Here is a 25,874-nt window from a genome sequence, read left to right as displayed (position 1 = left end):
TTATCGTCGGCAGTAACGCCATTATTATTCTTCGGCTTCAGTGAATTTTTAGCATGAAAAAGCGACCGAAAGGTCGCTTTTTTCAATAGTGAACTTACTTATCTAAGTGATAAATATGGGAAAAATATTAAATATTCTAGTGTATTCAATTTTATCGGTGTTATTTTTTATTATATTAGCGAATATCAAAGCACTTAATAATGCTTATGGGTTATGGGTTGAACTGTACAGTAATGTTCCTTATTTCTTTCAGTGCAGTTTAATAGTTTTTGGTGGTTTTTTATCAACAAAAATATTTACAAAATTAGGTGCTTATTATGTTGAGTTTGATAATGAAACACTAGAAAAGAAACAGCAAAAAGGTGTATCTGTATTACGAACAAGTGTTTTGTTTTCGATGTTGTTTTTTATTCTAATGAATGCATATTTGAATTCTTTAAATTTTTTTTTAATACAGCTTTAATATTTTCATTTTTATATTTAGGTAAGTTGATTGCTTGTCCTGAGTATTTCATTTTTTATGCAAAGAAAATTATTTATATATATAATTACCCAAAATTAATAAAAAGGAAAAAGTGTCACTCTGGAGAATGTCTACTAGAAAAACCTATAAGTACACTCTCTGAAGATAAGTATCAACGTGAGCAAGTGATAATGCGCTTAAAAGGGTATTTAATAGGAGTTCCTGAACCTAGTGCTATTTTTAGGCGAATTGCTTTAGTTGGTCCATTTGGTTCTGGTAAGTCTAGTGTGCTAAATATGCTTGAACATCAAATCAACATGGAGCAAGAACTAGCAGAGTTAAAGCAAAAATGGTTGTTTGTTCATTTTGATGCATGGGGCAGAGCTGACCATACTGGTGGAGTACAAGGGGTATTATTAGGAAGTATTATTAATGCCATTAGTAAGGTCGTTGAAACATCATCAGTTCAGTCTATTCCAAGTAACTATATGACTGCTCTAAGGAATGTAAATGCGACAAAATTTATATTTGATCTTATTGATAATAACTATTCTCCAACAGAGCAGTTAACTAAACTCAATAGATTGTTGAAAAATAACAATTTTAAAGTGTGCGTTTTTATTGAGGATATGGACAGAAATGAAGATCCTCGCAGGGCGATAAATTCAATTGCTCCCTTGTTAAACAATTTTAGGGATGAACATCAAATTAGTTTTATTTTTACTTTGGGTTATAGTTCTGAATCTTCTGATATAATTTCTCGTGTTACTGATTATCGAGAAGACTTACTTCCTATTGATATAAAAACTCAACTCACATCTTTCGTTAAGGCTCAGCATGCTTGTGCTGAAAATGTTGAATTATTTTATGAGCTTGAAAGCGGAGGCGGGTCAAATTGGCTTCTACGGAATGGTCAATTTATACCTTCAACTGGTTTAGTTACTGTAAATACGCATAACATTATAAACGTTCTAGATGATGTAATTGAAACGGCTAGAGATTTTTCTGCGATAAAAAGAGAAGTTGAAAGTAAATGGCAATGGTTACGAGGTGAAGTGAATTTCGATGATTTGTTAATAGTGACAACTTTAAAAATAACTGATCCTATAGCGTATGATTTCATTGCTGTAAATATTAAACAATTACAGGATGGGGGGAGTGAAACTGGGAAATTGCTTGATGATCTGTGGAGTAAACTTACAGGAATTAAAAATAGCGAATCAGGTAAAAAACTAATAAAGTATATTTTTCCTTTATGGTCGTCTGGCAGTAATAATGCTAGTTATATGCGGTGTCAGTCTTTTTCATGTAAGTATTCGTTTAAAAATTACTGGGAAGTTTATTTAAAATCTGGAAGTGCTCAAATTTTAGATTATAGCGACCAAAAGTTATTTTTGGATATGAAGAATTTTGATCTTTACAAGGAAATGAAAATTGCAAATTTTATTGATCGAATGGTTGGTAGTGAAGAATTTATAAAATATATTAGAGTCTTTTGGTCTTGTAGGGAAAGTTTTTTTGGATATAATTTTTGGAACCGAATTTTCGATGCTGTTCAAATGAAATCAACGCAAGTAAAATACTTATTAAGTAGTCGAGATAGTGAACCAGAGCATGGAGAGGCTTATAAACAGTGTCAGGCTTTGATGTATATATATTCTATTTTTATTGACAGAGAGAATGAGCGTTCGAGAAAACATATTTCTTGGGCTTTAGAACAATCTATTTATTATTTTATACGTTTGAGTCGTAAATTTTCGAGTGATTTTTTTAAAGATATCTTTTTTAAAGAAATAAATGAAATTCAGTTTTTGAAGTTGCTTGATAATAAAAATGATTGTATATCGGAACTGTTTTCAATTTTTAAACTTGCATCTCTTGAAGTTGAGCCTCGTGATGACGACATACCGAAAGTTACTTCTAGTCCTGATGATGAAATTCATTATAAAAAACTCTGCTCTTGGGTTTGCAATCTTAGTGATAATGAAACTAAGGAATGTTTTTATTATGAAATATTATTCAAAAACGTTGAATTTAATGCTAATCAGTCAAGTTATTATGTAATACATAAAGTTTTAGATATAGGAGTTTTGAGATTATTGACTAAAGATAATAGATCTGATCTTTATTATATTTCTCGTTCGGCTACTAAACCTCATTGGATTGATTCCGTAGTAAGTAAACTAGAAAATTATCACAAGTATTAAATGGGGTCGGAATAGTAAATTATGTCACCATTGTTCATCGCGCCTCTCAAACACTATGGGATGATTTACTTCTTCTGAAATACGCCATTTTTAATAAATTAGCTCAATCTTTTGCTTTATATGTCGTATTTGCCATGTTTCATGGCACTAGTTCAAACAATGTTAGCTACTAGAGATGTAGGTGAGCCAAAAGAGTATTATATTGTTGGTTTATTATGGGTGGTCATTTATTTACTATTTGCAATCTGCTTACAAAAAATGTTCTCAAGCAATAAGTCCACCTATCATACTCAAACTATAAAATCAAAAAAACTATCTCGTGCTTAGTCATGTAAAGTGTGCCACTCATTTTAAATCTTTTTTTAACAATTATTCATCTGGATTTTCAGCGAACCATCTTATAGAAGTCATAATACTGTGGTATACATTATAGATAAAAACTAGACAGCTCATTAATATTAAATTTAATAACGATTGGATAATTGAAAGCATAAATATTAGTAGGTAAACTAAATAGGTCGTGGAGTCATAATTTTTTATGAATATTTGGATTGAGGTTGAGTCGAGAGTAATCTTTGTAAAAAATATTATTACACAAATTATTGTGATTTCAATAATTACTTTTATGAAAACCAAATGTATATACATAAGATAAGACATCTCATAACTTGGATGTCTTATCATTGCTAAAGCAATGTTTAATTTTTTATCGGTTAATGTTGCATAAATTGAATATCCTGCAAGAATAAATCCAAGTATTGATATTCCCCAGTTTATCAAGTTTTCAGAATATTCAACAATTTTGCTTGCAACCGCATTTGCCTCGGTGTTACTGTCAAAGTTGACGGTTGTTATCAATACTAAAACTATAAAAAACGCTTTTATTAATAACTTACTAGTTTTTATCTCTCTAGTTTTTCTGTAAAGTTTAACGAAACTGTTTAGTGAGGTTATTTCTTCTATAAAGTTAGTATGTTCTAGCTCTTTTGTCTTTTTGAACTTCATAATATTCTCATTTAAACGTATCCATAATGTATTTTAATTTCCTTTTAATTTCATTTAAGTCTGTAATTCTGGGTTCTGTAATTATTCCGTCTTTTACAAGGTTCATAAATGATTCATAGACAGACTTCACAAGCATAGTTGGTGAATCAGTAATTTCATCAATATTTTTTGTAAGTTTGAAATCCTCCTCAGTACCATTTAATTTATCATCTTTCATATCTGTTCCGTTTAGGTTTAGAACAATGTTACCATCTTTCACTGCCTCTCTTGATAAATTTGCTACATCCTCGTGTGGAAGGGTTTTCTTTGTACCGGATGGAGTGAATTCAATCTTTGAGTTAGATTGATTTAGTTGTCCTTTAATATTCCTCCATTGCTTAAAGAAGGGATTCATGTCCGCCTCATCATTAGGGGTAATTAACTTTAATGTAAATTTTTTAATAAGCTTCATCCCTTTAATGAACTCTGTAATGCTCGCGTCGGATGACAGTGGGACAAGGGTTATATCTGGCTCAGGATAACTTATTTGTAAATTTTTCTTTTTTGTCACTTTATAGTTACCATCGCGTTCTTTTCTAATCTCTTGCTCTGCTTTATATATGCTGTCTATTAAGTTATTTCTTTCTATTTTTATAAAATGCTCTAGAGTAACTTTAAAACTCTCCGCTGAAGGTGAGTCAGTTTGTTCTTTTATGTGAAATAGTCGATGATCTCTAAGTGAAAGTATAAATATTGATGATGGAGCGTTTGGAACGAACAATGGTTTTTCAACTAGTTCGTCGCCTTCCATTACTTGTTCTCGCTCAAATATAGTATCTTTGACATGTCTACCAAAAATAAACGGTATCATTTCACCTTCAAATTCAAGATTGATAATTGTTACACCATAAAACTTATAGTTTGTTTCTGCGCGAGTTCTTGTATGTCCCTTAGTAAAAGCAGGGTGTACAAAATCAATGTATTTATCTAAAAGTTTATGATTCCCAAAATGGCAAACTAAATTCCAAAACTCTAAGTTATAACTTTTCTTCATTTCTCATCTCTAATTTTAATTAATTTATACTATGATATTTTCTTGTTTCTATTACTTCCCCACCTCGATTTTACTTAGGCATCTTTGGGCGACTTGGTAGATGATGGTGTCGACTTGTTGCTGGGTAAGATCTTGGGTTCGCAGGGTTGGGATCGTTCCGACTAATTGTTTGTGGTTGAGGATCGGGAACGGTGGTTTTGATTGACAGGTAACATACCAGCCAGGGAATACGAGGACTGGGGTTGAGGTGACTGGTGTCCCTGTGGCTTTGGTTAACCATTGACTGACCCACTTGGCCTGACGTTCGGCTTGTTCGATTGGCTTGGTTTCTGTCCACGAGGGGAAGTTTAAGCGCCCGTCTTTGTAAAATACTTGATAGCCTTTTTTACCAGAGCCTGGGCCAGTTCCATTGGTTTGGAGTAGGTCTTTGTTCCGTTTATGGCGGCCTTTGGTTTCAATGGCAAATACGCCATTTTTGCCTACGACAAGATGGTCGATATTAAAGCCGTCGGCTTGGACATCGTGAAACACTTGATAACCCAATGCTTGTAAGCCTATGAGCTCATTGGCTGTGGCAATTTCTGCTGTATGGCCGAGGCGTAATTTGATGAGCTTGGAAAAGAGTTTCCAGGTTTTAATGCCGAAGTAAATTACTCCTATTAAACCTGTTAAGGCGAACAACCAAGGGAATTTTCCGACTGTGATATGCGCTTGGATGCTGCTGGCGGCAAATGGAAGGCAAACAATCAATAGTCCCATCATCATGCAGCCGATTAAATCTAATTGCAGATCATGGATTTGCTCTTGTAAGCCATAGGCGGGGATACGGGTCAGTTGCTCACGATCAACGGGCAGCTTGACGGTTGCATCGCGATGTTTGAGCAACACATACATCACACCCACTGTGACAAGAAGGCCAGACAGAAGTATCCCGTAGGATAAAAGAATGCTGCTGAAATCGGTCATTTACGTCCCTGAAGTAATGCGAGTCAATAGTTAACCCGATGACATAACCCGCTAATAAAATGTACTTATTATTTTGGAAAGTGGTGGCAGACTTGTCTGCTTAGAGTTTGGGCGCACATTGCTGATTTGCTTCTTCTTCCCTAAATGGCGTGCTCGATGATTGAGTTCGAGTTTGCCCTGCATTTTCCTGAGTGCTCACACTTTAACCCGCTCAATACGGTTTAATCAATGCGTTTTATCACAAAAACGTATTTTAAATAACAACTTGTATACAAGTTACTCTGGGGAAAAGATCTGATAGGCATCATTTGTCGCGTCGCGTTTTTAGATTCTGATATTTTTCCTTACTAAACTTGCAGATCTACACAAGTGTTAAACAAGATTAAGCACTTCATGTAAATAACTGCCCCTAGTAAGGATATTTTATATTGCCTCATCGGACCAGTTTCAAGTGTCAACATACTAATTATAATATTTTTTTGAGTTTTTTATCATTATTCTCCCATACTTAATATTTATTCTGATATTGGCTGTGACAAAACTTATTAGTCTGTTGAATGACTAGGTTTCTCAATTTTAAATTTATGGCCAATTTATGTGTGTTGATTTTATTTTTTTTAAGGAAATGTATGAATAAGGCTTTATTATTTTTTTCATTAACCCTACCTTTTTCAGCTGCTTGGGCTGCTAATGAAACGTTTAGGGATGATATGGAGAGCCAAACTAGCATATTGGAAACGCTTAGATCTGCGGATATCGATGAGATAGATGATATAGATGAGACAGATGGTCCAGATAACCATTTGGAAGCTGGTCACAGTCATACTTATATTCGTTGTTGGTATCGATTAGATCAAACGCATAATAATCCTGCAACTGAACATAGGTGGGCAAAGCAAAAGGACAGTGATGAATATTATTCTATTCAAGGTGCTTGGAGACATAAGCTTTCGGGTAAAAATATGTTTTATACAGAGACGTCACAAGATGAAATCATGCAACGGTGTGTCGATACATTAGGGGTTTCAAACAACGAAGTCGCAGACATTACCTTCTTTGCTGCTAATGAAAAATTGTCATTTAATCAGACTATCTGGACGCAAGATAAGGCGGATCAAGGGAATAAAATTAACAAAATTATCGCATTTGGTGATAGTTTGTCTGATACGGGAAATCTATTTAATGGTTCTGAGTGGCGATTTCCAAATCCTAACTCTTGGTTTTTAGGGCATTTTTCTAATGGATTTGTATGGCCGGAATATTTAGCTAAATCGCAGAATATTCCTCTGTATAATTGGTCTGTTGGCGGGGCCGCAGGTATTGATGAATATAAGATTATTCCCGGTTTAGGTCATCAAATACAATCCTATTTTCATTATTTAAAAAAGGCTGAAAATTACCAGCCTGCAAATACGTTATTTACACTTGAAATTGGCCTTAATGATTTTATGAATTATAATCGTGAGGTTAAAGATGTGAGTCAGAACTTAAGTGATGGGTTAAAACGTTTAGTTGATGAAGGCGGAGCTCAGCATATTATTTTATTCACATTGCCTGATGCTACGCGCGCACCACAGTTCAAGTATTCTACTCAAGATAATATTGTAAAAATAAAATCAAAAATTGAAGAGTTCAATGGCTTTATTAAACAGCAAGCTCTGTTGTATCAAGCAAAAGGTATAGATCTTGTGTTGTTTGATGCTCATTCTATCTTTGATGAAATTATTCAAAATCCTAAAGAGTATGGTTTTGTTAATGTCACAGATGCTTGCTTAGATATCAATAGAGATAGTAGTAAGGATTATTTGTTGTCACACAGCTTAACAAAAGATTGCGCCTACTATGGCTCTGATAAGTATCTGTTTTGGGGGATCACTCATCCAACGACTGCAGTGCATAAAGTTTTTGCGGATAAGATTATTGAAACAGGTTTTTTTAATCGTCATTAACAGAATAGTCGGCGAGTAAGATATTGTGGTTAAATATATCTCTAAATAATCAATAATATGGAGGTAAGCCAGTCAAAGCTGCTTTACCTCCATGAGTCAATTGAGTCAGTTATAATTTAAGCCAGTAAAGCCACATCTTTTTGCATTTTTTAGCACAGCTTTTAAATTGCCCGAATAATGCTGATACTTTGAACTGTGGTGAAATCATGTTACTTGACGTGTTGCTCGCCGAGTAGAATGAGCTGCTAAGTAGTATTAGCTAGCTTATGCTTTGTTTTATTGAAGGAATTGCTCACAAGGCCAATCGTGAAGACAAGTATTAAAGATGCGTTTGGGGAAGGCCGCTTTAAATCTCAAGCGCTGTTAGACGAGTAAGCGCTGCCCGCTTACATGATGTACATGAATTCAAAAAGCAGCATAAGGGTAAAAAATCGAGTCAAGCTTAACATCCTCAAACTCAGGATGTGTAGTGTTCATGGATTTAGTTTATGTTTAGTCCGCGGTCAGTATGATTGGCGACTCTTCAGCTGCGTGAGCTTTTGCTGGTAAGGCTGCATGTATAGTGCTGCGAATAAGCTCTAGCTGATAGCTGCGTTTGGCATCGAAGCGGATTAATGGCAGTTTGGCGCTTTCGCAGGCTTGCTCGATGAGGAGGTCGCGTTGCTGAGTACGTGTTTGCTTATGGCTTTTATCGTCGAGTTCGATGGCGGCGATAACTTCAAGTGTGTTTTTGTCGCAGAGTAAGTAATCGAAGTGCTTGGCTGAAATTCTATTAAAGGCAATTTGCCAGTGTTTGCGGTTCATGCCTTTTTCTGGGGTGATAACGTCGGCGATAAGCACTTTGCCCAGAACTCGGAATTGTTCGCCTACAGCTTGATCTAATATCCCGAGAAAGGAGCGTTCAGCACTGGAAAATAGGGCGTCTTGTTTACGGTAGCGATAGTTATTATCTGAAGATGGGATAAGCAGATTAGTGAAAATGCGTAAGAGTAGCGGCACGAAAATGATAATCGCCAAACCCAGCCCGATAAGTATTAATTGATTCGAATTCATCATTACATCCTTGTTTAGTATTGTCATTGTAACTTGCTAAGTACATATCCGTTAGCTGCTAGTACTTTTATGCCAAAAATAATGAGTCTTTGAGTGTAGTGATTACATCTTGTTAGCCACTACATCAACAGTCGTACCGATATTATCAGTACGCATACGTCTTAACGATAAAACGCTTCAACTGTGCCTTTTACTGTGAGTAAAAGAGGTTGGCCGCGACGCTCTAAGATTCATTATTGATGGCCATTTATTTTAATGTTTTATGCACTTTAGTTTTCGATTTTTTGAGTTATGCTAAATGCAACATATAAATTTGCGGGTATCTCTATGTATTTTAAAAGTATCCTTGTTTCGTTGCCTTCTGTTTACGCAATTTTGTGTGTGCTTGGTTGTGGTTTTTTCGCGGGCATCATTGTCGCCGCTGAGCTGCAATCGGCTACTTTTTCTAACGTGTTGCGTGCCGATTTTCGGCATCGTCCTCCGGAGATGGTGCTTGATGAGCGAACTAATACTATGACGAGTCCGTTAAAGGATATTCTTGAGGAAGCGGCGGCTAAGGTCGGTTATCGCGTCGAATGGAGCGCGCGTCCTTTTGCTCGCAGCATTCATGAGTTGCGGGTAGGCACGGTCGACATTGTGCCGCGCACGATACGAGACGAAGAGCGAGAGGCATTTGTACGGTTTCTTGGTCCTATCGGCACTCAGACTCGCGATATTTTGTTTCTCGTAAAAGCCGGCGAGGAAGGACGGATTAAGTCCTATGAGGATTTGTATCAGCTTACTGTAGGGGTTAAACGGGGCACAGTTTATTTTGAGCGTTTTAATACGGATCCCGCGCTACGTAAAATTGAGTCTACCGATGATGAAAACATGGCTCGCATGTTTATCATGGGGCGTTTCGACACTATGGTGGTGCTCGATCGTGCCGCCATTGAGAATGCCTTCAAGCAGCTCGGTTACGATCGTTTTAGCTATGCCGATTACCGTCAGTCAAATCGGATCGAACATTATTTTGGTATGTCCCGTAACTCTACCCATGCTGCTATTTTCGATGAACTTAATCGGGCGCTGCTTGATATGGCTGCATCGGGCCGTGTAAAACAGATTTACCAGGCCTATGGTTTAGCCGCAGAAGTAGAATAGGCAAACAAAAACGGCCAATATTAATTGGCCGTTTTTGTGATCTAGCTCTTTGCAAGCTTAACGATAAAAGGCTTCAACTGTGCCTTTTACTGCGAGTAGCAGTGGTTGGCCGTGGCGGTCCATGATTTATTGCGGATGACCATTTATTTTGTCTTTATTTTGTCTGCCATTTATTTTTTTATAAACAAAATGCTTGCTGCGATAGGGATGATTTGTTATTACTGGCGCATGAAAAAAATATACGTAAGCGCAATTAACACCACCACTACCACCACGAGAATTCTCGGGGGGTAGTTTTTTGCGTCTTTAAAAAAACCCTCTGAGCGAAATCGCCAGAGGGTTTTTTTATACCTTGGTTTTGTATTTCGCTCAGATTTTACTCAGGAGAGAATGATGAAAACACATCGCGAAATTGCAGAACAACTTGACCTATTTCACTCTGAACCACAGGCGCCGGGTATGATTTTTTGGCACCCGAATGGCTGGGCGTTATTCCGAGATATTCAAGAGCACATGAGGCGCGTGTATCGCCGAAATGGTTTTGAGGAAGTGAACACGCCTGTTTTTATGAAGAAGGAGTTATGGCAAACGTCTGGGCATATGGACATGTTTGCAGAGAACATGTTTTTCGGTGGCGGAAAGGAAAACATGGATGAATATGTTTTAAAACCTATGTCTTGTCCTGCCCATATTTTGCTGTTTAAGCGCGGGGTACATAGCCATAGAGATTTGCCACTGCGACTATTTGAGTTTGGCTTGGTGCACCGTAATGAATCCTCAGGCTCGTTAAATGGTTGCCTGCGCGCACGCCAGTTCACTCAGGATGATGCCCATGTTTTTTGCTGTTGGTCTCAGGCAGAGGAGGAGATACGTGGTTTTCTCCAGCGTGCAAAGCAGGTTTATGGTGATTACGGCTACCATAATTTAGACGTAAAAATATCGACTAAACCTGAGAAGGCATTAGGCAGCGATGAGCAATGGTGCCGAGCACAAAAGCTATTGGATTCAGCCTGTCAGATTGAGGGCTTTGATGCCGAGTATCAAGCTGGCGAAGGGGCTTTTTATGGTCCCAAAATTGAATTGTCACTGACAGATTCTATGGGAAGACGCTGGCAGTGTGGCACTATCCAGTTTGATTTCAATTTGCCTGAAAGATTCGATGTTCAGTACACAAATGAGCAAGGTGAATTCGAACGGCCAGTGATTATGCACCAAGCTATGTATGGCTCTATCGAGCGTTGGTTGGGGATTCTCTTGGAAGTCTCACAGGGTAACCTTCCTGTTTGGTTACATCCTGTACCTGTTGCTATTGCCTCTGTAAATGAATCAAACAGCCAATTTGTCCGTCAGTTAGCCGCACTATGTTTAGCACGAGACATGCGAGTGTTGGTTGATATCAGTCAAAACTCAGTTGCCCGCAAAATGAAACGCTTTCACAAGCAAAAAGTGCCTTATATCTTAACGGTTGGGGATAAAGAAGAGGCCGAGAAGTGTGTGTCAGTTAAGTGCCGCAAAGACGGTGTGATGACTCATATCCCTCTTGCTGAATTAGCTGACTATCTTGCGGATAAACTATTGCGCAAACAATAACCTAAGGAAGGCGGTGTTTGTTATCTAAGGCTAGCTAGGGTTCCCATCGCTAGCCTTTACTCATTTTATGATCCGGCTCTTTGCGCTAAAGCTTAACGATAAAAGGCTTCAACTGTGCCTTTTACTGCGAGTAGCAGTGGTTGGCCGTGGCGGTCCATGATTTATTGCGGATGACCATTTATTTTTTGTTTAAATTTTTTCAAAGGTAACATTTTTAGGAGGGAAACTATTAGGTAATGATCCTGATCTTATTTTTCTTAACAATAAACCAGTCAATAGAGAGGTTATATTTTCATCAAAATATTCTACATCTGGCGATCTAGATGCGATTATTGCAGTGCCCCATGTCTCACTGTCTTTTAGATCGGAAACAACCCAAAATATGCAATCACCATTATCCGTTACGCCTACTGGTAAAAGGCCATTAATGTCTGGATAGAGGTTATATTTAAAATACTCTGGGTCTTCATTATTAAGGTAATTGAAATCCTCAATGATTGATTTCTTCTGCTCAAAAAAATCAAGGTCACAATTCGTAGTAAATGGATTGAATATCGCTATAAAATCGGCAATTCTTCCTGTGCCATAACGATTAATAAACGCAATGTAATCCCGGGGAAAACTAAGACCTTCATCTATAGAAGGCCAAACGTTACCAATCCCAGATTCATTAGGGAAGTTAGGGGGAACTAAAATGCTATTTAATACAGATAGGGTCATGATCTACATTCCACGAGGATTAAGAAGAGTAATGCTTTCAAAGAAACCACCACTACCTTGAGCATTCACTGTTATACCTGCCGGTATTCTGGAAGGACCTTTATATATTGGAGTTACCGAGACATCAACTATTTCTCCTCTCTCTCTAACGCTTTTCTCTAGCGAATCCCCAAATAAACTTAATGATATTCAAATAAGTAGGCATGCATAATGCTATTTGATTTAATCCATTTCGCCAAAAACCGACTAGATAGCTGTTCCGAATAGTCGTTCACTGCACTGGTGCAGTTTCAGCAAGTAGTATTGAATTAGTATCATTTGCTGCTGGGCAAACAAAAACGGCCAATTAGATTGGCCGTTTTTATGATCCAGCTCTTTGCACTAAAGCTTAACGATAAAAGGCTTCAACTGTGCCTTTTACTGTGAGCAAAAGAGGTTGGCCGCGACGGTCTAAGGATTTGCTTGGCACTTTTACCCAACCTTCACTGATGCAATATTCTTCGACATCAAAACGCTCTTTGCCGTTGAGCTTAATACCGATATCGTGCTCGAAAATTTCTGCCACATGGTGTGGGCTGCGTGGGTTAACGGAAAGGCGATCCGGTAAAGCAGGTAATGATGTTGTGTCGGTCATGGTCGTGATCTGTCGTTGTCTATAGTGAAAAAGCGTGCGCTATTGTAGGCAATCCCAGCGCAACGCTCAAGACTTTAACTGTGACTGATTACGCGCCTTGCGTTACAAGGTTCGGTTGTCCTGTTAGGACACCGCTGTTAGGACACTGCTGTTAGGACACTGCTGTTAAGACACTGTGCCGCAGCTGGAAAAGGCTTTCAGCACTCGGCCGTTTTCTCTGCCCATGACTGAGCGCAAATAAACCTTGGCTAATGTGTCGGCATTGATTGCACTAAAACCGGAAAAATAGTCCTGATAGCTCGCTAACGATTCGCTTAATACCGTTGGGCTGACAATGTTTATTCGCTGCTGTGCAGGTAATTCTCCCGCGACGGCGGTAACAAAATGCTCAAGTGCGCCATTGATTGTGGCGGCACTGATGCCATCTTTTACTGGGACATCGGCAATAATGCCACTGGTTAGCGTAAAACTGCCCCCAGCGTTGAGGTATTGGCTACCTATTTGCACTAACTGTATTTGCCCCAATAACTTACTTTGGAGCCCTGTGTACCAGTCTGCTTGGGTCATAGCGTTGAAGGGTTTAAACACGACATCACCCATGGCCGAAATTATTGCATCGACTTTACCGATTTTTTCTAGCCCTTGATGAAGTGAATGTTCATCCCGAATGTCTATCAGGACATCCCCCGTTGTTCGCCCTACCTGAATAACTTCATGCTGAGTTGAATGAAATAAACTGACTATGGCTTGTCCGATTGTGCCTGATGCACCCACTACGACTATTTTCATGACATGCTCCTAAATTGAATACGAATTGAGGATAGTCTGGTTAATTAAATAGAAAAAGCGCATATAATCACCACATTGTTTCGTTAATGGGTTTAATTGATGAATCTCACTCATCTGCAGTCATTTATGCTGGTTGCCAAAATGCACAGTTTTAGCGCTGCGTCTGAACAACTCGGCGCTTCTAAAGGCTTAGTGTCGCGGCATGTTAAATCCCTTGAAGATGAAATGGGTTGTCAATTACTCCACCGAACCACTCGGCGAGTATCAATGACCGAAGCAGGGCAAGCGTTATATGGTAAAGCCTGCGAAATCGAGAGGCTAGCCAATGAAGCTGGACGTTTAGTGCAGGATTTAACGCAGGACTCCTGTGGCACTTTAAAATTCACCGCTCCAACGGAACTGGGCAAAAAATTGCTGAGTCCTATGCTGCTTCAGTTTATTGCTGAGTATCCTCAAGTGAAACTCGAACTGTGTTTTGAGCAGAATATTCAAGATGTTGAGTTCGGCAAGTTTGATCTCGCCTTAAGAACAAGCATTGCGCACAGCGATAATCTGATCGCCAGATATCTTGGCAGAATTCGTCATGTCTTAGTGGTTTCGCCCGCACATCCCGCAGCCGCCGAAGTTCGTCACCCTGATGATTTACGCCATTATCGTCTATTGTCTTCGGGCGAAACTCAGTGGGTGTTTGAACCGCTCGCAGGGGACAGTCTCACGCTCACTTTTGAGCCTGCACTGTGCAGTTCAAACTATGCCACTACGCATCAGCTTACTTTGAGTGGTACAGGTATCGCTAGCCTGCCTTATTATTTGGTAGAGGAGGATATCGCTCAGCACAAACTCACTTTGCTCGTTCCCCAATGGCAATGCTATCCACATGAGTTGTATATGGTTTATGCCAAGCAGAGCCATTACCCAAAGAAACTGCGCGATTTACAACATAAGCTACAAACTTGGTGCGAAACTCACTCAAAATATGTGGGTTAATGAGTAAAAGCATAATCGCATCAAATCTTATCCGGCAGAGGGCGGAGCTTTTAGAATAAAGTGAGTCAGAGTACACTGCCGCGCATTGAATTTTTGTATTTGAATGTAAAGTCGAGCGGGCTTTTACTTACCCATGCAGGCATAAAAGAGCGGCGATGAACCAAGCGTTATGAACGACGACATTAGTATCTCGCTGCCCTCGCTTATTCATCGAATTGGGCGGGAGGCGGTTAAACAAGCTCAAGCGATTGCAACCCAATATGATTGCGAGCTTAAGCGTGTGCGGCGTTCGAGGAATTGGTGCATGGTTGGCGCGGCGATCAAGATCCAATCCTGCAGTGCTCGTTTACAAGCCGAGCAGCTACAGGCAGAGCAGTTAACGGCCAAAGATGACCAGTTTGGTTATCTTATCAAAAAGTTGGAGTCAGCCTTGCTGCAACATGCGGATAAGCTAGAGCCCTTAGACGCTAAGCTGATTCGGCTTATCACAGACAATCCTGCGATTACCTTAGGTGAGTTGATGCAATTGACTCAATGCACAGTCACAGAGGCCAGATTGGCACGTTTTCAAGCTGACTCTTGGTAGTTTGTCTGCTGAGTGTTTTTGCTTTGAAGGTTTATTTATGGCTTGTTGTTTCTAACACTTTTAATTGATTTTCGATTTGCTCGGCTTCAGCGGTCAGCATTGAGTAGGATCTAATATCGCCTTTTCTCTGGGCATGCATAGCTTGTTCAAGCTTGGCGTTATATTGCTGAGTTAATTTTTTTAAGGGATTTTTCTTAAATATTGAGAACATGGCCATTTCTATTGGATTGGGTATTTGGACTTATATACGTAGGCAATGGGATTTAAGTTTTACTTTTTGAAATTAAAAAATCCCACGATCCCACAATCCTTCAATTCCACTGCCATCGGCCTCAGCAAGGCTGAGACCTTATCTTACATTTGCAGCAAACTAATGGGTTGCTATGTCTTATTTAGCTTACAACCCATTGAAAATATTTTAAATCTTAAACTGACCGACGAGCTTACCTAAGTTAATTCCTTCCTGCGACACGGTCTGGCTGACTCTGGCAGCATCTTCGCTGGAATGGAGTAACTCATTCACTATCTCTTGGATGGCGAACACATTACGGTTGATTTCTTCGGTTACAGAGCTTTGTTCCGTGGCCGCCGTCGCAATTTGGGTGCTCATGTCGTTAATAGCCGTGACCGCCGATGTCACTGAGCCTAGGCTTTCAGAAATTGCACGGGAAGAGTCTACCGAGCGCACGCAGCTTTGCTGACTTTCTTCCATCGTTTTTACTGCCAGTGCGACAAGCTTGTGCAGTTCAGTTAGCATCTCATTGATTTCCAAAGTGCTTGATTGGGTTCGGCTCGCTAAGTTACGCACTTCATCGGCCACCACGGCAAAGCCTCGGCCCTGTTCTCCGGCGCGGGCAGCTTCGATGGCTGCATTTAATGCCAATAGGTTAGTTTGCTCAGCAATACCGCCAATCACTGACAGCACGTTGTTGATTTTTTTAGACTGTTCGCTCAAAGATTGAATACTGCCCGCCGCATTGTTGATTTGCGCCATGAGAGCCGAAATTTCTTCTAAAGAAGCATCGACGCAGCGCTGAGCATTGGCTACATCGCCAGTGGCAGCGTGAGTCGCTTCAGCCACTTGCGTAGTATTTTGCGCTACTTCGCTGGCGGTGGCTGACATTTCAGTGATGGCGGTAACCACTTGATCAGTTTCATTGTTATGGCTGATGAGTTGGCTCGACATGACTTTGGTTTGATCGTGAATCGCGTTGGCGGCGGTTTTAACTTTAGCCGTCGCGTTTGCCACATCGCCTATGATGGTTTGGAGTTTATCGACAAACAGGTTAAAGGATTGGCCGAGTTGTGCAATTTCATCTTCACCTTTCACAATAAGACGTTTGGTTAAATCGCCTTCGCCTTTAGCGATATCGTTTAAGTTATTCGCCATATTTTTAATTGGTGCGACCATACGTTGGGCGGTGATCAGAATAACAACGGTAGTAATCGCGGCGAGTAACAGCGCAATTAACAGAATGGCATAGGATTTTTCGATCATCTGCTCAGTGACCGTCGCACGATAATCCTCAACGACAGTGTCGATATCATCGATATAGACTCCCGTGCCTAGCATCCAGTCTGTGCCAGGGATCATCATGGAGTAACCGATTTTTTCAATTTGCTCATTGGTATTGGGTTTTTGAAAGTAGAACGAGAAGTTACCGTCCCCTTTTTTAGCGGCATCGAGTAAACCGACAATGATTTTAGTGCCGCGGGGATCTGTCATATCAATTTTATTTTGCCCTTCGAGGTTAGGCATGACGGCATGGAACAGGTTTTTACCTTGGGAGTCGTAAATAAAGAAGTAACCAGAACTGCCAAAACGGATATCACGTAGCGCTTGGTTTACATTGCCATTTTCTTTTAAAGACAACTGATACTGCACTATTCCTGCGGCAATTTCGGTGGCTTCTTTTATTTGTGTTTTACGTTCACCGATGAGCTTAGTTCTAAAGGTCGTCACTTCATCTGCAAGGGCGTCTTTTTCGACATAGTAAGAAACTGTCATGAGTACGAACAAAGTAAAAATTAAAGGGAATAACGACAACAGCAGTAATTTATTACGTAGGCTGAAATTAGACATGCTTGACGACTCCATGATGAACATCTCTTTTATTGCAGGGCAGTATAGCTAATTTCCCGCATTCTTAAGTGCTTAAGTTAACAAAAAATTAATGGAAATCGATAAAATGCGCGCTGTTGATTTATTCCAAAATCGTTAACTATGCTGTGAATCTAGGCCTTTCTTTTGATCTTTATCAACACTTTATGGGCCCAATGAGTTCACTATATTAGCTAAAGTTGATGCAAAATTAGCTAGAGCTGGTGCAGGCTGGTGTAGATAGTGGCGAACAGTAAGGGCAGGGTTGTGACGAATGAAAAGCTGATCCTAACGTTGAAAATCTGCATTAGTGTGGGTATTTGTCTTATTGCGCTGGGCATCTACTTGCATAACTTTAATGAAACTGTTGAGGCGATGGGCGTGCAAGGGATTATTATCAGCGCTATGTGTGTCGCCTTTGGCATGGCGTTGTCATTACCGACTAAGATGTATTTAACCTTTCTGTTGGTTAAACGAGAAACTGAAAAACATCCATAATGTGTTTTTGCACAGAGTGTTACTCTGCGACTCATTGGTTTCCTCGCCTTCTTGAGACTCAATCTAAGTACTCGCTTAACTCTGCTATTCAAACCGCCAAGCTCAGCCGTAAATGCCCTGATTATGGTTTTTAACATAATTAACCCAAGACTAATGGGCCAAAAACACCGATAATTCCCCCCTTAATGACTCATTACCAATGACGCGACTTGGTCGATGGGCTGCTACAGACTCGCATATTTAGTGGAAATCATATTCAATGGAAATCAAAGTTAATTTTCTCGACAATCTTAGACTTGAAGCCAAGTTTGATGATTTTACCGTGACCGCCGATCAGCCAATCCGCTACAAAGGTGATGGTTCTGCCCCTAGTCCGTTTGACTATTTCTTAGCGTCGTCAGCCCTGTGTGCGGCCTATTTCGTGAAGGTATATTGCAAAGCCCGTGATATTCCAACGGATAACATTAGACTGTCGCAGAATAATATTGTTGATCCAGAAGATCGCTACAATCAGATTTTCCAAATTCAAGTTGAGTTACCCGAAGATATTTCGGAGAAAGATCGCGAAGGTATTTTGCGCTCGATTGACCGTTGTACCGTTAAAAAAGTGGTGCAAACTGGCCCAGAATTTAAAATTGAAACCGTTGAGAACCTAGATTCAGACGCCAATGCCATGTTAATGGGTCAGCCTAATGGCGCATCGAGCACCTTTATTCTGGGTAAAGATCTGCCGCTGGAGCAAACCATTGCCAATATGACGGGCATGCTCGCCGATCTTGGAATGAAGATAGAGATCTCATCATGGCGCAATATCGTGCCGAATGTGTGGTCACTACACATTCGTGATGCGGCTTCGCCAATGTGTTTCACCAATGGTAAAGGCGCGACCAAAGAAAGCGCGCTGTGCTCGGCACTCGGCGAGTTTATTGAGCGTCTGAATAACAACTTTTTTTATAATGATCAATTCTTCGGGACTGAAATCGCCAATAGCGAATTTGTGCATTATCCCAATGAAAAGTGGTTTGCGTTAGAGGAAGATGATGCGCTGCCAGCGGGTATTTTGGATGACTATTGCTTAGAGATTTATAATCCAGATGAGGAGCTTTGCGGCTCGCACTTGATTGATACTAACTCAGGTAATATTAAGCGCGGTATCTGTGCGATTCCTTACACCCGTAAATCTGACGGTGAAACGGTTTACTTCCCATCGAACCTGATTGAAAACCTGTTCTTAAGCAATGGTATGAGTGCGGGTAATAACCTGCAAGAAGCCCATGTGCAGTGCTTGTCAGAGATTTTTGAGCGCGCTGTAAAACGTCAAATCATTGAGCAAGAAATTGTTCTGCCCGATGTGCCTATGTCTGTACTAGAAAAGTACCCAAGCATCCTCGCGGGCGTTAACGGTTTAGAGGAGCAAGGTTTCCCGGTTGTGGTTAAAGATGCCTCACTCGGCGGCCAGTTCCCAGTGATGTGCGTCACCCTGATGAACCCGAAAACTGGCGGTGTATTCGCCTCTTTTGGCGCGCACCCAAGCTTTGAAGTGGCGTTAGAGCGTAGCTTAACTGAATTGCTGCAAGGCCGTAGCTTCGAAGGCTTAAATGATGTGCCAAAACCGACCTTTAACAGTATGGCGGTTAGCGAGCCAGAAAACTTTGTTGAGCACTTTATTGATTCAACAGGAGTGATTTCATGGCGCTTCTTTAGCAGTAAATTTGATTATGAATTCTGCGAATGGGATTTTTCTGGCACTAGCGAAGAAGAAGCTGACGGCCTGTTTGGGATCTTAGAAGCGTTAGGTAAAGAGGTGTATATCGCCGAGTTTACCGATTTAGGCGCATCGGCGTGCCGTATTTTAGTACCTGATTACTCTGAGATTTATCCAGTTGATGATTTGATTTGGGATAACACCAACAAGGCGCTGGCGTACCGTGAAGATATCTTAAATCTACATTCGTTAAGCACTAAGCAATTGGCTAATTTGGTCAACCGTTTAGAAGAAAGCCAACTCGATAACTACACGGATATTCGCACCTTAATCGGCATTGTATTTGATGAAAATACCGTGTGGGGAAAACTGACGATTATTGAGCTTAAGATCCTGATTTATTTGGCACTCGGTGCACATGAAGACGCGATTGAGCTGGTCGGTGAGTTCCTGCAGTTTAACGACAATACCGTTAAACGTGGCCTGTTCTACCAAGCCATGAATGCTGTGCTGGAAGTGACCTTAGATGAAGAGTTAGAACTTGATGATTTTATCCATAACTTCAACCGTATGTTCGGTAAAGAAGTGATGGACAACGTCGTTGGCTCAGTCACAGGAAAAGTGCGTTTTTATGGCTTAACTAAGACCAGCATGCAGCTCGAAGGCATTGAGCCGCATTTAAGATTGATTGAAAGCTATAAGAAGTTGCATCAAGCCCGTAAAGCTGCGAAAGACCTGAATTAATTCTGTTATTTGGCATTAGCTTAATGTGTTTAAAAGCGAACCTTTTGGTTCGCTTTTTTGTTTGTTGCTCTTTTGATTCGCGCTTCTTATGAGCACTTGTGGCTATCATTTATTAAGGGCGCTTGTTATTGCTATGTGTGGTTTGAAATGTTCAGCCCGCTTAGGCTGTATTTGATATAACTCGATTTTTACCGTTACGTTTAGCTTGATACAAGGCCGCATCGGCCCGCTTAAGCGTTTCTTCATAGGACTTATCCAATGGTTCGATAGAGGCGACTCCAATGCTTACGGTGGCAAACAAGCCATTGACCGCATATTTTTGCAGTTCAGTGTAAAAGCAATCGCAGAGGTATTCTGCAAATTCAACCGCTTGCGAATGCTCTACCCCAGGTAGGGCAATCACAAATTCATCGCCACCAAAACGATACGCGCTATCGGTTTTTCTAAATTGAGTTCGGCAGGTTTCGGCAACTGCGATGATGATTTGATCGCCTGCATAGTGACCCAACTGATCATTGATGGACTTTAAGTGGTCTAAATCGAGGATCAAGATTGAGGTGGGAATACGGTGGCGCTGAAATATATCGAATTGGAAGGTTAAATCACGTTCTAAGCGGCGACGGTTATAAAGCCCTGTCAGTTGATCGGTATCGCTTAGTTGACGAAGTTGCAGTTCAAGCTCATGCCGCTTGGAAATATTACTGGCGACCCAAAGCACCACTGGCTCATCATCAACCAGAAAGTCTAGTGCTTGAATGCGTCCCTCAAACCAAATGGGTTGTTCAGGGCCTATATCGGGTAAGCCTTTGACATCTTTATTGCTCAATTCATATTCTTCGATCAGTAATTTTCGGCTGGTTAATGCACTTTCGATAACCTGTAAAAAGTATTTGAGTTTATCAGCCTTTAACACATCGCTAAGATACAAGCCGATTAGGCCACTACCATCGTGGTAATAACGGTCATCTTTACCACCGAAGACGGCAATGTATTTACCACTTTTTGACAGAACAAAAGTAGGATCAGGAAGTGCATCAAGGACTAAAGCCATTTCTTCTATTTTGATCATCGATTAAAATCCCTGTGGAAAATCACCCAACCTTAAGTCCGCGTGTCCAAGTCATCATAGATAAACTACTCTTTGGCGCTTTAGCCGCGAATGCATCCTGCGAACTCATTACAATTTAGCTGCTTTTGTGGGTAACAACAAACCATAACAATATGCCGTACAATTTATTTGTCGTCGCGATTTTACCAAGGCATCAGAGCGTTCGATGGCGCAGAGTTGTATCCCTGTTGAGGCTTAAAACCTAAGCCCTGCAATCGTATCTTGAACTTTAGCGTTTGTGCTTATGTTCAAAAAGCTTCATTGCAGTGCTTAGTGGACAGATGATTTTCGAGTAGAATCTAGGGCCTTAATTGTGGTTTTAATTTTACACAGGGATTTATAATGCATACTGCAGATGATTTTATTAAACATTTAGCGCTAGAGCAGCATGTTGAAGGCGGTTATTACCGCTCATCCTATCGTTCAGAAACGGCATTTGATCAGACTCGGGCATTATGGAGCAGTATCTATTTTTTGCTGCGTACGGGAGAGGCTTCCCATTTCCATCGTCTGACAGCTGATGAAATGTGGTATTTCCATGCGGGGCAATCGCTGACGATTTACATGATTGATCCTGATGGGGGGCTAACGACGGCGCAATTAGGGCTTAATATAGCTGCGGGCGAGCGGCCACAGTTTTTAGTCCCTAAGGGCTGTATCTTTGGTTCAGCCATGAATCAAGATGGTTTTTCATTAGTGGGTTGCATGGTATCGCCCGGTTTTACCTTTGATGATTTTGAGCTGTTTAGCCAACAAACTTTGTTAGCCCAATATCCACAGCATAGTGACATCATCCAACGTCTGAGCCGTTAGGGGGGGCTAAAGTCAGTTAAATTTAGCCAGTTGATTCGTTAAATGGTAACTTGGCTGACATTGCCTCATTCGGCTAAACCAAGGTCGCTCAGAGTCATTAAATTTGACTCAATAGTAAGATATCCCCGCGACAAGGCTTGTCTATTGGCGTTTAACCACGTAAAACATGCTTTTTGGCGTACCTCTATGTACCAAGTGTTATGGAGTAATTGAATTTGGAACACTTAGTGTGGGAGCTCGATCCTGTATTAATCTCGTTTATGGGACTAAAAATACATTGGTATGGAGTCCTGTTTGCTCTTGCTATTACTGCTGGTTTTCAGGTGATGAAGCGGATTTATATCAAGGAAAATCTCGATCTTGAGTCCCTTGATAATTTACTGATTTATTGTGTGGTTGGCATTATTGTGGGCGCGCGTTTGGCCCATTGTATGTTCTACGATCCGACTTATTACTTTGCTCATCCGCTTAAAATCTTGGCGATTTGGGAAGGCGGACTCGCCAGCCACGGTGGTGGTTTAGGCGCGATTCTTGCCTTGTATTATTACCAACGTAAAGTGAAGCTACCCTTCCTGTTTTTGTTGGACAGACTCGCTATCGCCACTGCCATTTTTGGCTTTTTTGTGCGTATGGCAAACTTCGCCAACTCAGAGATTTTAGGCGATCCTACGACTCAACCTTGGGGCATTATATTTGCCCGTGTCGACATGTTGCCAAGACATCCAGCACAGCTCTATGAGGCTTTCGCTTATTTAGCTATCTTTATTGGTCTGTATGCTTTGTATCAATACACGCAGATTAAACAAAGACATGGGGCTATTTTCGGCCTGTTTCTGGTGTCGGTGTTTAGTGCGCGAATTGCGATTGAGTCGATTAAAGTTAGCCAAGCGGCTTACTCTGAAACTTTCTTAAGTGCGGGACAACTTTTGAGCTTACCGTTTTTAGCCGTAGGTATAGTCTTGTTGTTCTTGGCGTATCGAAAGAAAACCGTTTAAATCTGAATATCAAACGGTTAAAAAAGGCTTTCTATCTAGATAGAAAGCCTTTTTTATGAATGAATTAATCATCAAGTATGACGTTAGGCTGTCTTCACTATATTGGTCACCTGCACCATGGCATCCCGAGCGGAACGGCTCACGCCCGAGAGTTGGAAGAAGCCATGGATGACGCCAAGATAACGACGGCAGTGGGCATTGACGCCAGCCTCTAATAGATTCTTAAATAGCTGTTCACCTTCATCGACGAGTGGATCGAATTCGGCGGTGATGATATGGGTTTCGGGTAAGCCTGCTAAGTCATCACGGCGTAGTGGACTGGCTTCGGCATCGGTTCTGGGGTGCCAATCTAAATACAGATCGAAACCTGTTAGCAAGGTGTCGCGGGTGATGATGTATTTCTCGCCATTGTCGCTATAGCTTTGGCTCTTCGCGGTGGCATCGAGCATAGGATAGATAAGTACTTGTTTCTGTGGCAACCATTGCCCTTTGGCTTTTAAACGTAGGCAAGTGACTAGGGCTAAATGGCCGCCGGCGCTGTCGCCCATTAGGGTGATCTTGGTGTTATCACCGCCCCATTGGTGGCAATGTTGATAGATGACTTCTGCTGCATGGCAGGCATCGTCGTGGGCAGCGGGATAAACATGTTCTGGGGCGAGGCGATAGCGAACGGCGATCACCAGTGCGCCAGAATCATTGGCGAGTTTTCGCAGTTGTTGATTGTGGGTTTCAACGCCGCCACTGACAAAACAGCCACCATGGTAGTAAATGACGATAGGTAAATTGTTTGCCGCCGAGGGTTTGAACAGAGTTAATTCTGCGCCATCGATGGAAATAGATCTAACCTCGAACACCTCTTCAGGCTCACCTGCGAGTACAGTGCTGGCGATATAACCTTGCCTACGTTGCTCAATGGTTTGCTCTCGCACCGATGGGCAACCCGCCGCGATAAACTCGCTAACCAATTGTTTAATTCCCTCTTCTAAATAGAGTTGGCTCATTTAATACTCCCTCAATTTTTAGTGCGCTCGGCTGTTCTGCAATGGGCTGAGTTTATCGGCAGCTTAATTGAATTGGTAGCCTAGATTCACACTCAGCCATGAGCTCTATCATGATTGCGGAAATTAACTTTGGTATTAACTTAGTAATGAATACGGTTGCAGTCGGCATCTTTTTCACTATTACAGATTGAGTTGTAGGGTATCTTGTAAGAAAATTACCAACTTAATTGACTGTCAGGCTTAATGCGCTTAAATGTCCGCCTGATTGTGCGTTAGATAGCACTTTGATGTCTATTTGTGAAAGTGGGTTTCAGTCTATTGGCTAAAATATAGGTTGCCAAGATGCTGTTTGAGCGACACATTGAGCCAGCGATCACACTCGTTATTCGTTCTCTATTTGCAGGAATCTTTCGTGGCAAAAGCACCCAAAACATTGCAACAGCGCATGGGCATAGTTGCCCTGACGTGGCCGATTTTTATCGAGACCTTGTTGCAATCTCTGCTTGGGATCAGCGATATCTTTATGCTGAGCCATTATTCCGATAATGCGGTTGCCGCGGTGGGACTAACGACTCAGTTGATGTTCTTCATGATGGTCATGTCCATGATGGTGAGTACGGGCGCAAGTATTTTGATTAGCCAAAGCAATGGGGCAGGCCAACCGCAGCAGGCTGTCGATATCGGGGTGGCGAGTGTCGTATTGAGCTTGGTATTAGCCTTGGTCATGGGCGCATCTATGTTCTTTGGTGCTAAGAGCATTATCGGCTTATTTGCGCTTGAGCACGATGTGGCTGGTTTTGGATATGACTATTTAGTGATTTGCGGCAGCTTGAGCATAGGGCTAGTGATGAACATTGCCTTCGCTGCTATTTTGCGTAGTTACGGTTTTACCCGCTCGGCCATGTTAGTCACCTCGAGCACAGGCTTAATGAACGTGATCGGTAATTATATTGCCCTGTATTCACCCTTTGGTTTACCTGTTTATGGAGTAACTGGGGTGGCGATATCGACAGTGACCAGCCAGATCATCGGTGCGTGTATCATGTTGATGGTGATCCGGCATAAGCAAATTCCGCTGCCACTGCAAAGACTTAAGCTTTTACCGCGCAGCACTTATTGGAGTGTGATGCGTATTGGCCTGCTCAATGCTGGCGAGATGCTGTCTTACAATGTGGCTCAGATGACCATCATCTACTTTATCAGCCAGATGGGCACTTTATCGCTCACGGCCTACACCTATGGCTTGAATATTAGCCGTTTTATCTATTGTTTTGCGGTAGCACTCGGGCAGGCGACGCAAATTCAGACTGGATACTATGTAGGTAAACAATGGTTCGATGAAATCACCACTCGGGTGCAGCGTTACTGTTTGGTGGGCTTTGTCGCTTCACTGACCATAGTATTAGTCTTCTACTGGCAGCGATTCGTTATTGTCGGCTGGTTGAGTGAAAACGAAGAAGTCATCCAATTAACAGCGTTATTGCTCGCAGGTTCTATCGCCCTTGAAACTGGGCGAGTGTTTAATCTGGTAATTATCTCGGCGCTCAAGGGCGCCGGTGATGTGGCGTTCCCTGTGCGTATAGGTCTTTTTAGCATGTGGGGTATTGGGGTATTTTTTGCTTGGTTCTTTGGCTTGCATTTAGGTTATGGCGTGTTGGCTGCTTGGCTTGCCGTTGCGGCAGATGAGTGGGTGCGTGGATTGATTATGGTGCAGCGTTGGCGCTCGGGTCGCTGGCAGCGTTTTACGCGTATTCCGCCAGTAACCCTAGCTTAAACCGCGCTGA

23 protein-coding genes and 1 pseudogene are annotated in these 25,874 nt (G+C 41.3%); 12 read left to right on the top strand and 12 right to left on the bottom strand.

Annotation, left to right across the window (positions count from 1 at the left end; all coding sequences use genetic code 11):
* Positions 1-115: 115 nt before the first annotated feature.
* Together CKQ84_RS04070 and CKQ84_RS04065 are read left to right on the top strand one after the other, a co-directional pair.
* On the top strand, positions 116-463 hold the full coding sequence (locus CKQ84_RS04070; RefSeq protein ID WP_105250201.1) for a hypothetical protein: 348 nt from the start codon (positions 116-118) through the stop codon (positions 461-463).
* A gap of 26 nt (positions 464-489) precedes the next feature.
* Positions 490-2,670 carry a P-loop NTPase fold protein gene (locus tag CKQ84_RS04065; protein ID WP_105250200.1) on the top strand — a complete coding sequence of 727 codons (2,181 nt, stop codon included), beginning with the start codon at positions 490-492 and terminating at the stop codon, positions 2,668-2,670.
* 369 nt (positions 2,671-3,039) lie between these two features.
* Here the strand turns inward: CKQ84_RS04065 and CKQ84_RS04060 are convergent, their stop codons facing one another.
* Genes CKQ84_RS04060 through CKQ84_RS04050 form a run of 3 tightly spaced genes read right to left on the bottom strand, consistent with a single transcriptional unit; the run spans position 3,040 to position 5,674 of the window.
* The gene (locus tag CKQ84_RS04060) at positions 3,040-3,675 is read right to left on the bottom strand and encodes a hypothetical protein (protein ID WP_105250199.1); all 636 of its coding nucleotides are present in this window, start codon (positions 3,673-3,675) and stop codon (positions 3,040-3,042) included.
* 7 nt (positions 3,676-3,682) lie between these two features.
* Entirely contained in the window at positions 3,683-4,708 is a 1,026-nt protein-coding gene (locus tag CKQ84_RS04055; protein ID WP_105250198.1) for a hypothetical protein, read from the bottom strand.
* A gap of 51 nt (positions 4,709-4,759) precedes the next feature.
* On the bottom strand, positions 4,760-5,674 hold the full coding sequence (locus CKQ84_RS04050; RefSeq protein ID WP_173913148.1) for a nuclease-related domain-containing protein: 915 nt from the start codon (positions 5,672-5,674) through the stop codon (positions 4,760-4,762).
* A 629-nt stretch (positions 5,675-6,303) separates the two neighbouring features.
* On the opposite strand from CKQ84_RS04050, the gene CKQ84_RS04045 reads away from it, so the two are divergent.
* Positions 6,304-7,623, top strand: a complete 1,320-nt coding sequence (locus CKQ84_RS04045) for an SGNH/GDSL hydrolase family protein (RefSeq protein WP_216822574.1) — start codon at positions 6,304-6,306, stop codon at positions 7,621-7,623.
* A 492-nt stretch (positions 7,624-8,115) separates the two neighbouring features.
* Here the strand turns inward: CKQ84_RS04045 and CKQ84_RS04040 are convergent, their stop codons facing one another.
* Both CKQ84_RS04040 and CKQ84_RS04035 read right to left on the bottom strand, forming a co-directional pair.
* Complete coding sequence (locus CKQ84_RS04040; RefSeq protein WP_105250197.1) at positions 8,116-8,676, bottom strand: DUF2726 domain-containing protein; 561 nt, start codon at positions 8,674-8,676, stop codon at positions 8,116-8,118.
* A gap of 161 nt (positions 8,677-8,837) precedes the next feature.
* Positions 8,838-8,903, bottom strand: a pseudogene (locus tag CKQ84_RS04035) (DUF3297 domain-containing protein); the annotation flags it as partial.
* Between the two features lie 100 nt (positions 8,904-9,003).
* Between CKQ84_RS04035 and CKQ84_RS04030 the strand changes: the two are divergent.
* Together CKQ84_RS04030 and thrS are read left to right on the top strand one after the other, a co-directional pair.
* Entirely contained in the window at positions 9,004-9,819 is an 816-nt protein-coding gene (locus CKQ84_RS04030; RefSeq protein ID WP_251071007.1) for an ABC transporter substrate-binding protein, read from the top strand.
* Between the two features lie 393 nt (positions 9,820-10,212).
* Complete coding sequence (gene thrS / locus CKQ84_RS04025; RefSeq protein WP_105250195.1) at positions 10,213-11,409, top strand: threonine--tRNA ligase; 1,197 nt, start codon at positions 10,213-10,215, stop codon at positions 11,407-11,409.
* A gap of 189 nt (positions 11,410-11,598) precedes the next feature.
* Here thrS and CKQ84_RS04020 read toward each other — a convergent pair whose 3' ends face one another.
* The 3 genes from CKQ84_RS04020 to CKQ84_RS04005 all read right to left on the bottom strand — a co-directional run bounded on the left by CKQ84_RS04020 (position 11,599) and on the right by CKQ84_RS04005 (position 13,552).
* Positions 11,599-12,129, bottom strand: coding sequence for an SMI1/KNR4 family protein (locus CKQ84_RS04020; protein ID WP_105250194.1), 531 nt, complete (start codon positions 12,127-12,129; stop codon positions 11,599-11,601).
* A 388-nt stretch (positions 12,130-12,517) separates the two neighbouring features.
* Complete coding sequence (locus CKQ84_RS04010; RefSeq protein ID WP_006080205.1) at positions 12,518-12,763, bottom strand: DUF3297 family protein; 246 nt, start codon at positions 12,761-12,763, stop codon at positions 12,518-12,520.
* 165 nt (positions 12,764-12,928) lie between these two features.
* Positions 12,929-13,552, bottom strand: a complete 624-nt coding sequence (locus CKQ84_RS04005) for a short chain dehydrogenase (protein ID WP_105250193.1) — start codon at positions 13,550-13,552, stop codon at positions 12,929-12,931.
* 99 nt (positions 13,553-13,651) lie between these two features.
* On the opposite strand from CKQ84_RS04005, the gene CKQ84_RS04000 reads away from it, so the two are divergent.
* Together CKQ84_RS04000 and CKQ84_RS03995 are read left to right on the top strand one after the other, a co-directional pair.
* Positions 13,652-14,539 (top strand): LysR family transcriptional regulator, encoded by an 888-nt coding sequence (locus CKQ84_RS04000; RefSeq protein WP_105250192.1) that lies wholly within the window; start codon positions 13,652-13,654, stop codon positions 14,537-14,539.
* A 169-nt stretch (positions 14,540-14,708) separates the two neighbouring features.
* A complete protein-coding gene (locus CKQ84_RS03995; RefSeq protein WP_105250191.1) occupies positions 14,709-15,125 on the top strand; it encodes a ribosome recycling factor family protein in 417 nt (138 codons plus the stop codon).
* Between the two features lie 31 nt (positions 15,126-15,156).
* Here CKQ84_RS03995 and CKQ84_RS03990 read toward each other — a convergent pair whose 3' ends face one another.
* Positions 15,157-15,336, bottom strand: a complete 180-nt coding sequence (locus CKQ84_RS03990; protein ID WP_105250190.1) for a DUF6435 family protein — start codon at positions 15,334-15,336, stop codon at positions 15,157-15,159.
* 207 nt (positions 15,337-15,543) lie between these two features.
* The gene (locus CKQ84_RS03980) at positions 15,544-17,208 is read right to left on the bottom strand and encodes a methyl-accepting chemotaxis protein (RefSeq protein WP_105250188.1); all 1,665 of its coding nucleotides are present in this window, start codon (positions 17,206-17,208) and stop codon (positions 15,544-15,546) included.
* Positions 17,209-17,493: 285 nt separating this feature from the next.
* Here CKQ84_RS03980 and CKQ84_RS03975 point away from each other — a divergent pair, with 285 nt between their 5' ends.
* The gene (locus CKQ84_RS03975) at positions 17,494-17,724 is read left to right on the top strand and encodes a hypothetical protein (protein ID WP_028759369.1); all 231 of its coding nucleotides are present in this window, start codon (positions 17,494-17,496) and stop codon (positions 17,722-17,724) included.
* Positions 17,725-17,983: 259 nt separating this feature from the next.
* Positions 17,984-20,173 (top strand): OsmC domain/YcaO domain-containing protein, encoded by a 2,190-nt coding sequence (locus CKQ84_RS03970; RefSeq protein WP_105250187.1) that lies wholly within the window; start codon positions 17,984-17,986, stop codon positions 20,171-20,173.
* 160 nt (positions 20,174-20,333) lie between these two features.
* Here the strand turns inward: CKQ84_RS03970 and CKQ84_RS03965 are convergent, their stop codons facing one another.
* Entirely contained in the window at positions 20,334-21,242 is a 909-nt protein-coding gene (locus CKQ84_RS03965; protein ID WP_105250186.1) for a GGDEF domain-containing protein, read from the bottom strand.
* A 381-nt stretch (positions 21,243-21,623) separates the two neighbouring features.
* Between CKQ84_RS03965 and CKQ84_RS03960 the strand changes: the two genes are divergently transcribed.
* Positions 21,624-22,094 carry a cupin domain-containing protein gene (locus CKQ84_RS03960; RefSeq protein ID WP_105250185.1) on the top strand — a complete coding sequence of 157 codons (471 nt, stop codon included), beginning with the start codon at positions 21,624-21,626 and terminating at the stop codon, positions 22,092-22,094.
* Between the two features lie 215 nt (positions 22,095-22,309).
* Entirely contained in the window at positions 22,310-23,089 is a 780-nt protein-coding gene (gene lgt, locus CKQ84_RS03955) for a prolipoprotein diacylglyceryl transferase (RefSeq protein ID WP_105250184.1), read from the top strand.
* An 83-nt stretch (positions 23,090-23,172) separates the two neighbouring features.
* Here the strand turns inward: lgt and CKQ84_RS03950 are convergent, their stop codons facing one another.
* On the bottom strand, positions 23,173-24,090 hold the full coding sequence (locus CKQ84_RS03950) for an alpha/beta hydrolase (protein ID WP_105250183.1): 918 nt from the start codon (positions 24,088-24,090) through the stop codon (positions 23,173-23,175).
* A gap of 412 nt (positions 24,091-24,502) precedes the next feature.
* Here CKQ84_RS03950 and CKQ84_RS03945 point away from each other — a divergent pair, with 412 nt between their 5' ends.
* Positions 24,503-25,864 carry an MATE family efflux transporter gene (locus CKQ84_RS03945; protein ID WP_105250182.1) on the top strand — a complete coding sequence of 454 codons (1,362 nt, stop codon included), beginning with the start codon at positions 24,503-24,505 and terminating at the stop codon, positions 25,862-25,864.
* Positions 25,865-25,874 lie beyond the last annotated feature (10 nt).

Source organism: Shewanella sp. WE21 (assembly GCF_002966515.1).
GTDB classification, from domain to species: domain Bacteria; phylum Pseudomonadota; class Gammaproteobacteria; order Enterobacterales; family Shewanellaceae; genus Shewanella; species Shewanella oncorhynchi.
The sequence above is the reverse complement of the archived record's forward strand: the minus strand, read 5'-3'. Positions and strand labels throughout refer to the sequence as shown.

Excerpts from the sequence above, each read along its gene's own strand:
- CKQ84_RS04055 (WP_105250198.1), bottom strand. The coding sequence starts at position 4,708 with ATGAAGAAAAGTTATAACTTAGAGTTTTGGAATTTAGTTTGCCATTTT.
- CKQ84_RS03965 (WP_105250186.1), bottom strand. The coding sequence starts at position 21,242 with ATGATCAAAATAGAAGAAATGGCTTTAGTCCTTGATGCACTTCCTGAT.
- CKQ84_RS03995 (WP_105250191.1), top strand. The coding sequence starts at position 14,709 with ATGAACGACGACATTAGTATCTCGCTGCCCTCGCTTATTCATCGAATT.
- CKQ84_RS04005 (WP_105250193.1), bottom strand. The coding sequence starts at position 13,552 with ATGAAAATAGTCGTAGTGGGTGCATCAGGCACAATCGGACAAGCCATA.
- CKQ84_RS03980 (WP_105250188.1), bottom strand. The coding sequence starts at position 17,208 with ATGTCTAATTTCAGCCTACGTAATAAATTACTGCTGTTGTCGTTATTC.
- CKQ84_RS04045 (WP_216822574.1), top strand. The coding sequence starts at position 6,304 with ATGAATAAGGCTTTATTATTTTTTTCATTAACCCTACCTTTTTCAGCT.
- CKQ84_RS03970 (WP_105250187.1), top strand. The coding sequence starts at position 17,984 with ATGGAAATCAAAGTTAATTTTCTCGACAATCTTAGACTTGAAGCCAAG.
- CKQ84_RS04040 (WP_105250197.1), bottom strand. The coding sequence starts at position 8,676 with ATGAATTCGAATCAATTAATACTTATCGGGCTGGGTTTGGCGATTATC.
- CKQ84_RS03990 (WP_105250190.1), bottom strand. The coding sequence starts at position 15,336 with ATGTTCTCAATATTTAAGAAAAATCCCTTAAAAAAATTAACTCAGCAA.
- CKQ84_RS03960 (WP_105250185.1), top strand. The coding sequence starts at position 21,624 with ATGCATACTGCAGATGATTTTATTAAACATTTAGCGCTAGAGCAGCAT.
- CKQ84_RS04060 (WP_105250199.1), bottom strand. The coding sequence starts at position 3,675 with ATGAAGTTCAAAAAGACAAAAGAGCTAGAACATACTAACTTTATAGAA.
- CKQ84_RS03950 (WP_105250183.1), bottom strand. The coding sequence starts at position 24,090 with ATGAGCCAACTCTATTTAGAAGAGGGAATTAAACAATTGGTTAGCGAG.
- thrS (WP_105250195.1), top strand. The coding sequence starts at position 10,213 with ATGAAAACACATCGCGAAATTGCAGAACAACTTGACCTATTTCACTCT.
- CKQ84_RS04010 (WP_006080205.1), bottom strand. The coding sequence starts at position 12,763 with ATGACCGACACAACATCATTACCTGCTTTACCGGATCGCCTTTCCGTT.
- CKQ84_RS04000 (WP_105250192.1), top strand. The coding sequence starts at position 13,652 with ATGAATCTCACTCATCTGCAGTCATTTATGCTGGTTGCCAAAATGCAC.
- CKQ84_RS04070 (WP_105250201.1), top strand. The coding sequence starts at position 116 with ATGGGAAAAATATTAAATATTCTAGTGTATTCAATTTTATCGGTGTTA.
- CKQ84_RS04050 (WP_173913148.1), bottom strand. The coding sequence starts at position 5,674 with ATGACCGATTTCAGCAGCATTCTTTTATCCTACGGGATACTTCTGTCT.
- CKQ84_RS04030 (WP_251071007.1), top strand. The coding sequence starts at position 9,004 with ATGTATTTTAAAAGTATCCTTGTTTCGTTGCCTTCTGTTTACGCAATT.
- CKQ84_RS04020 (WP_105250194.1), bottom strand. The coding sequence starts at position 12,129 with ATGACCCTATCTGTATTAAATAGCATTTTAGTTCCCCCTAACTTCCCT.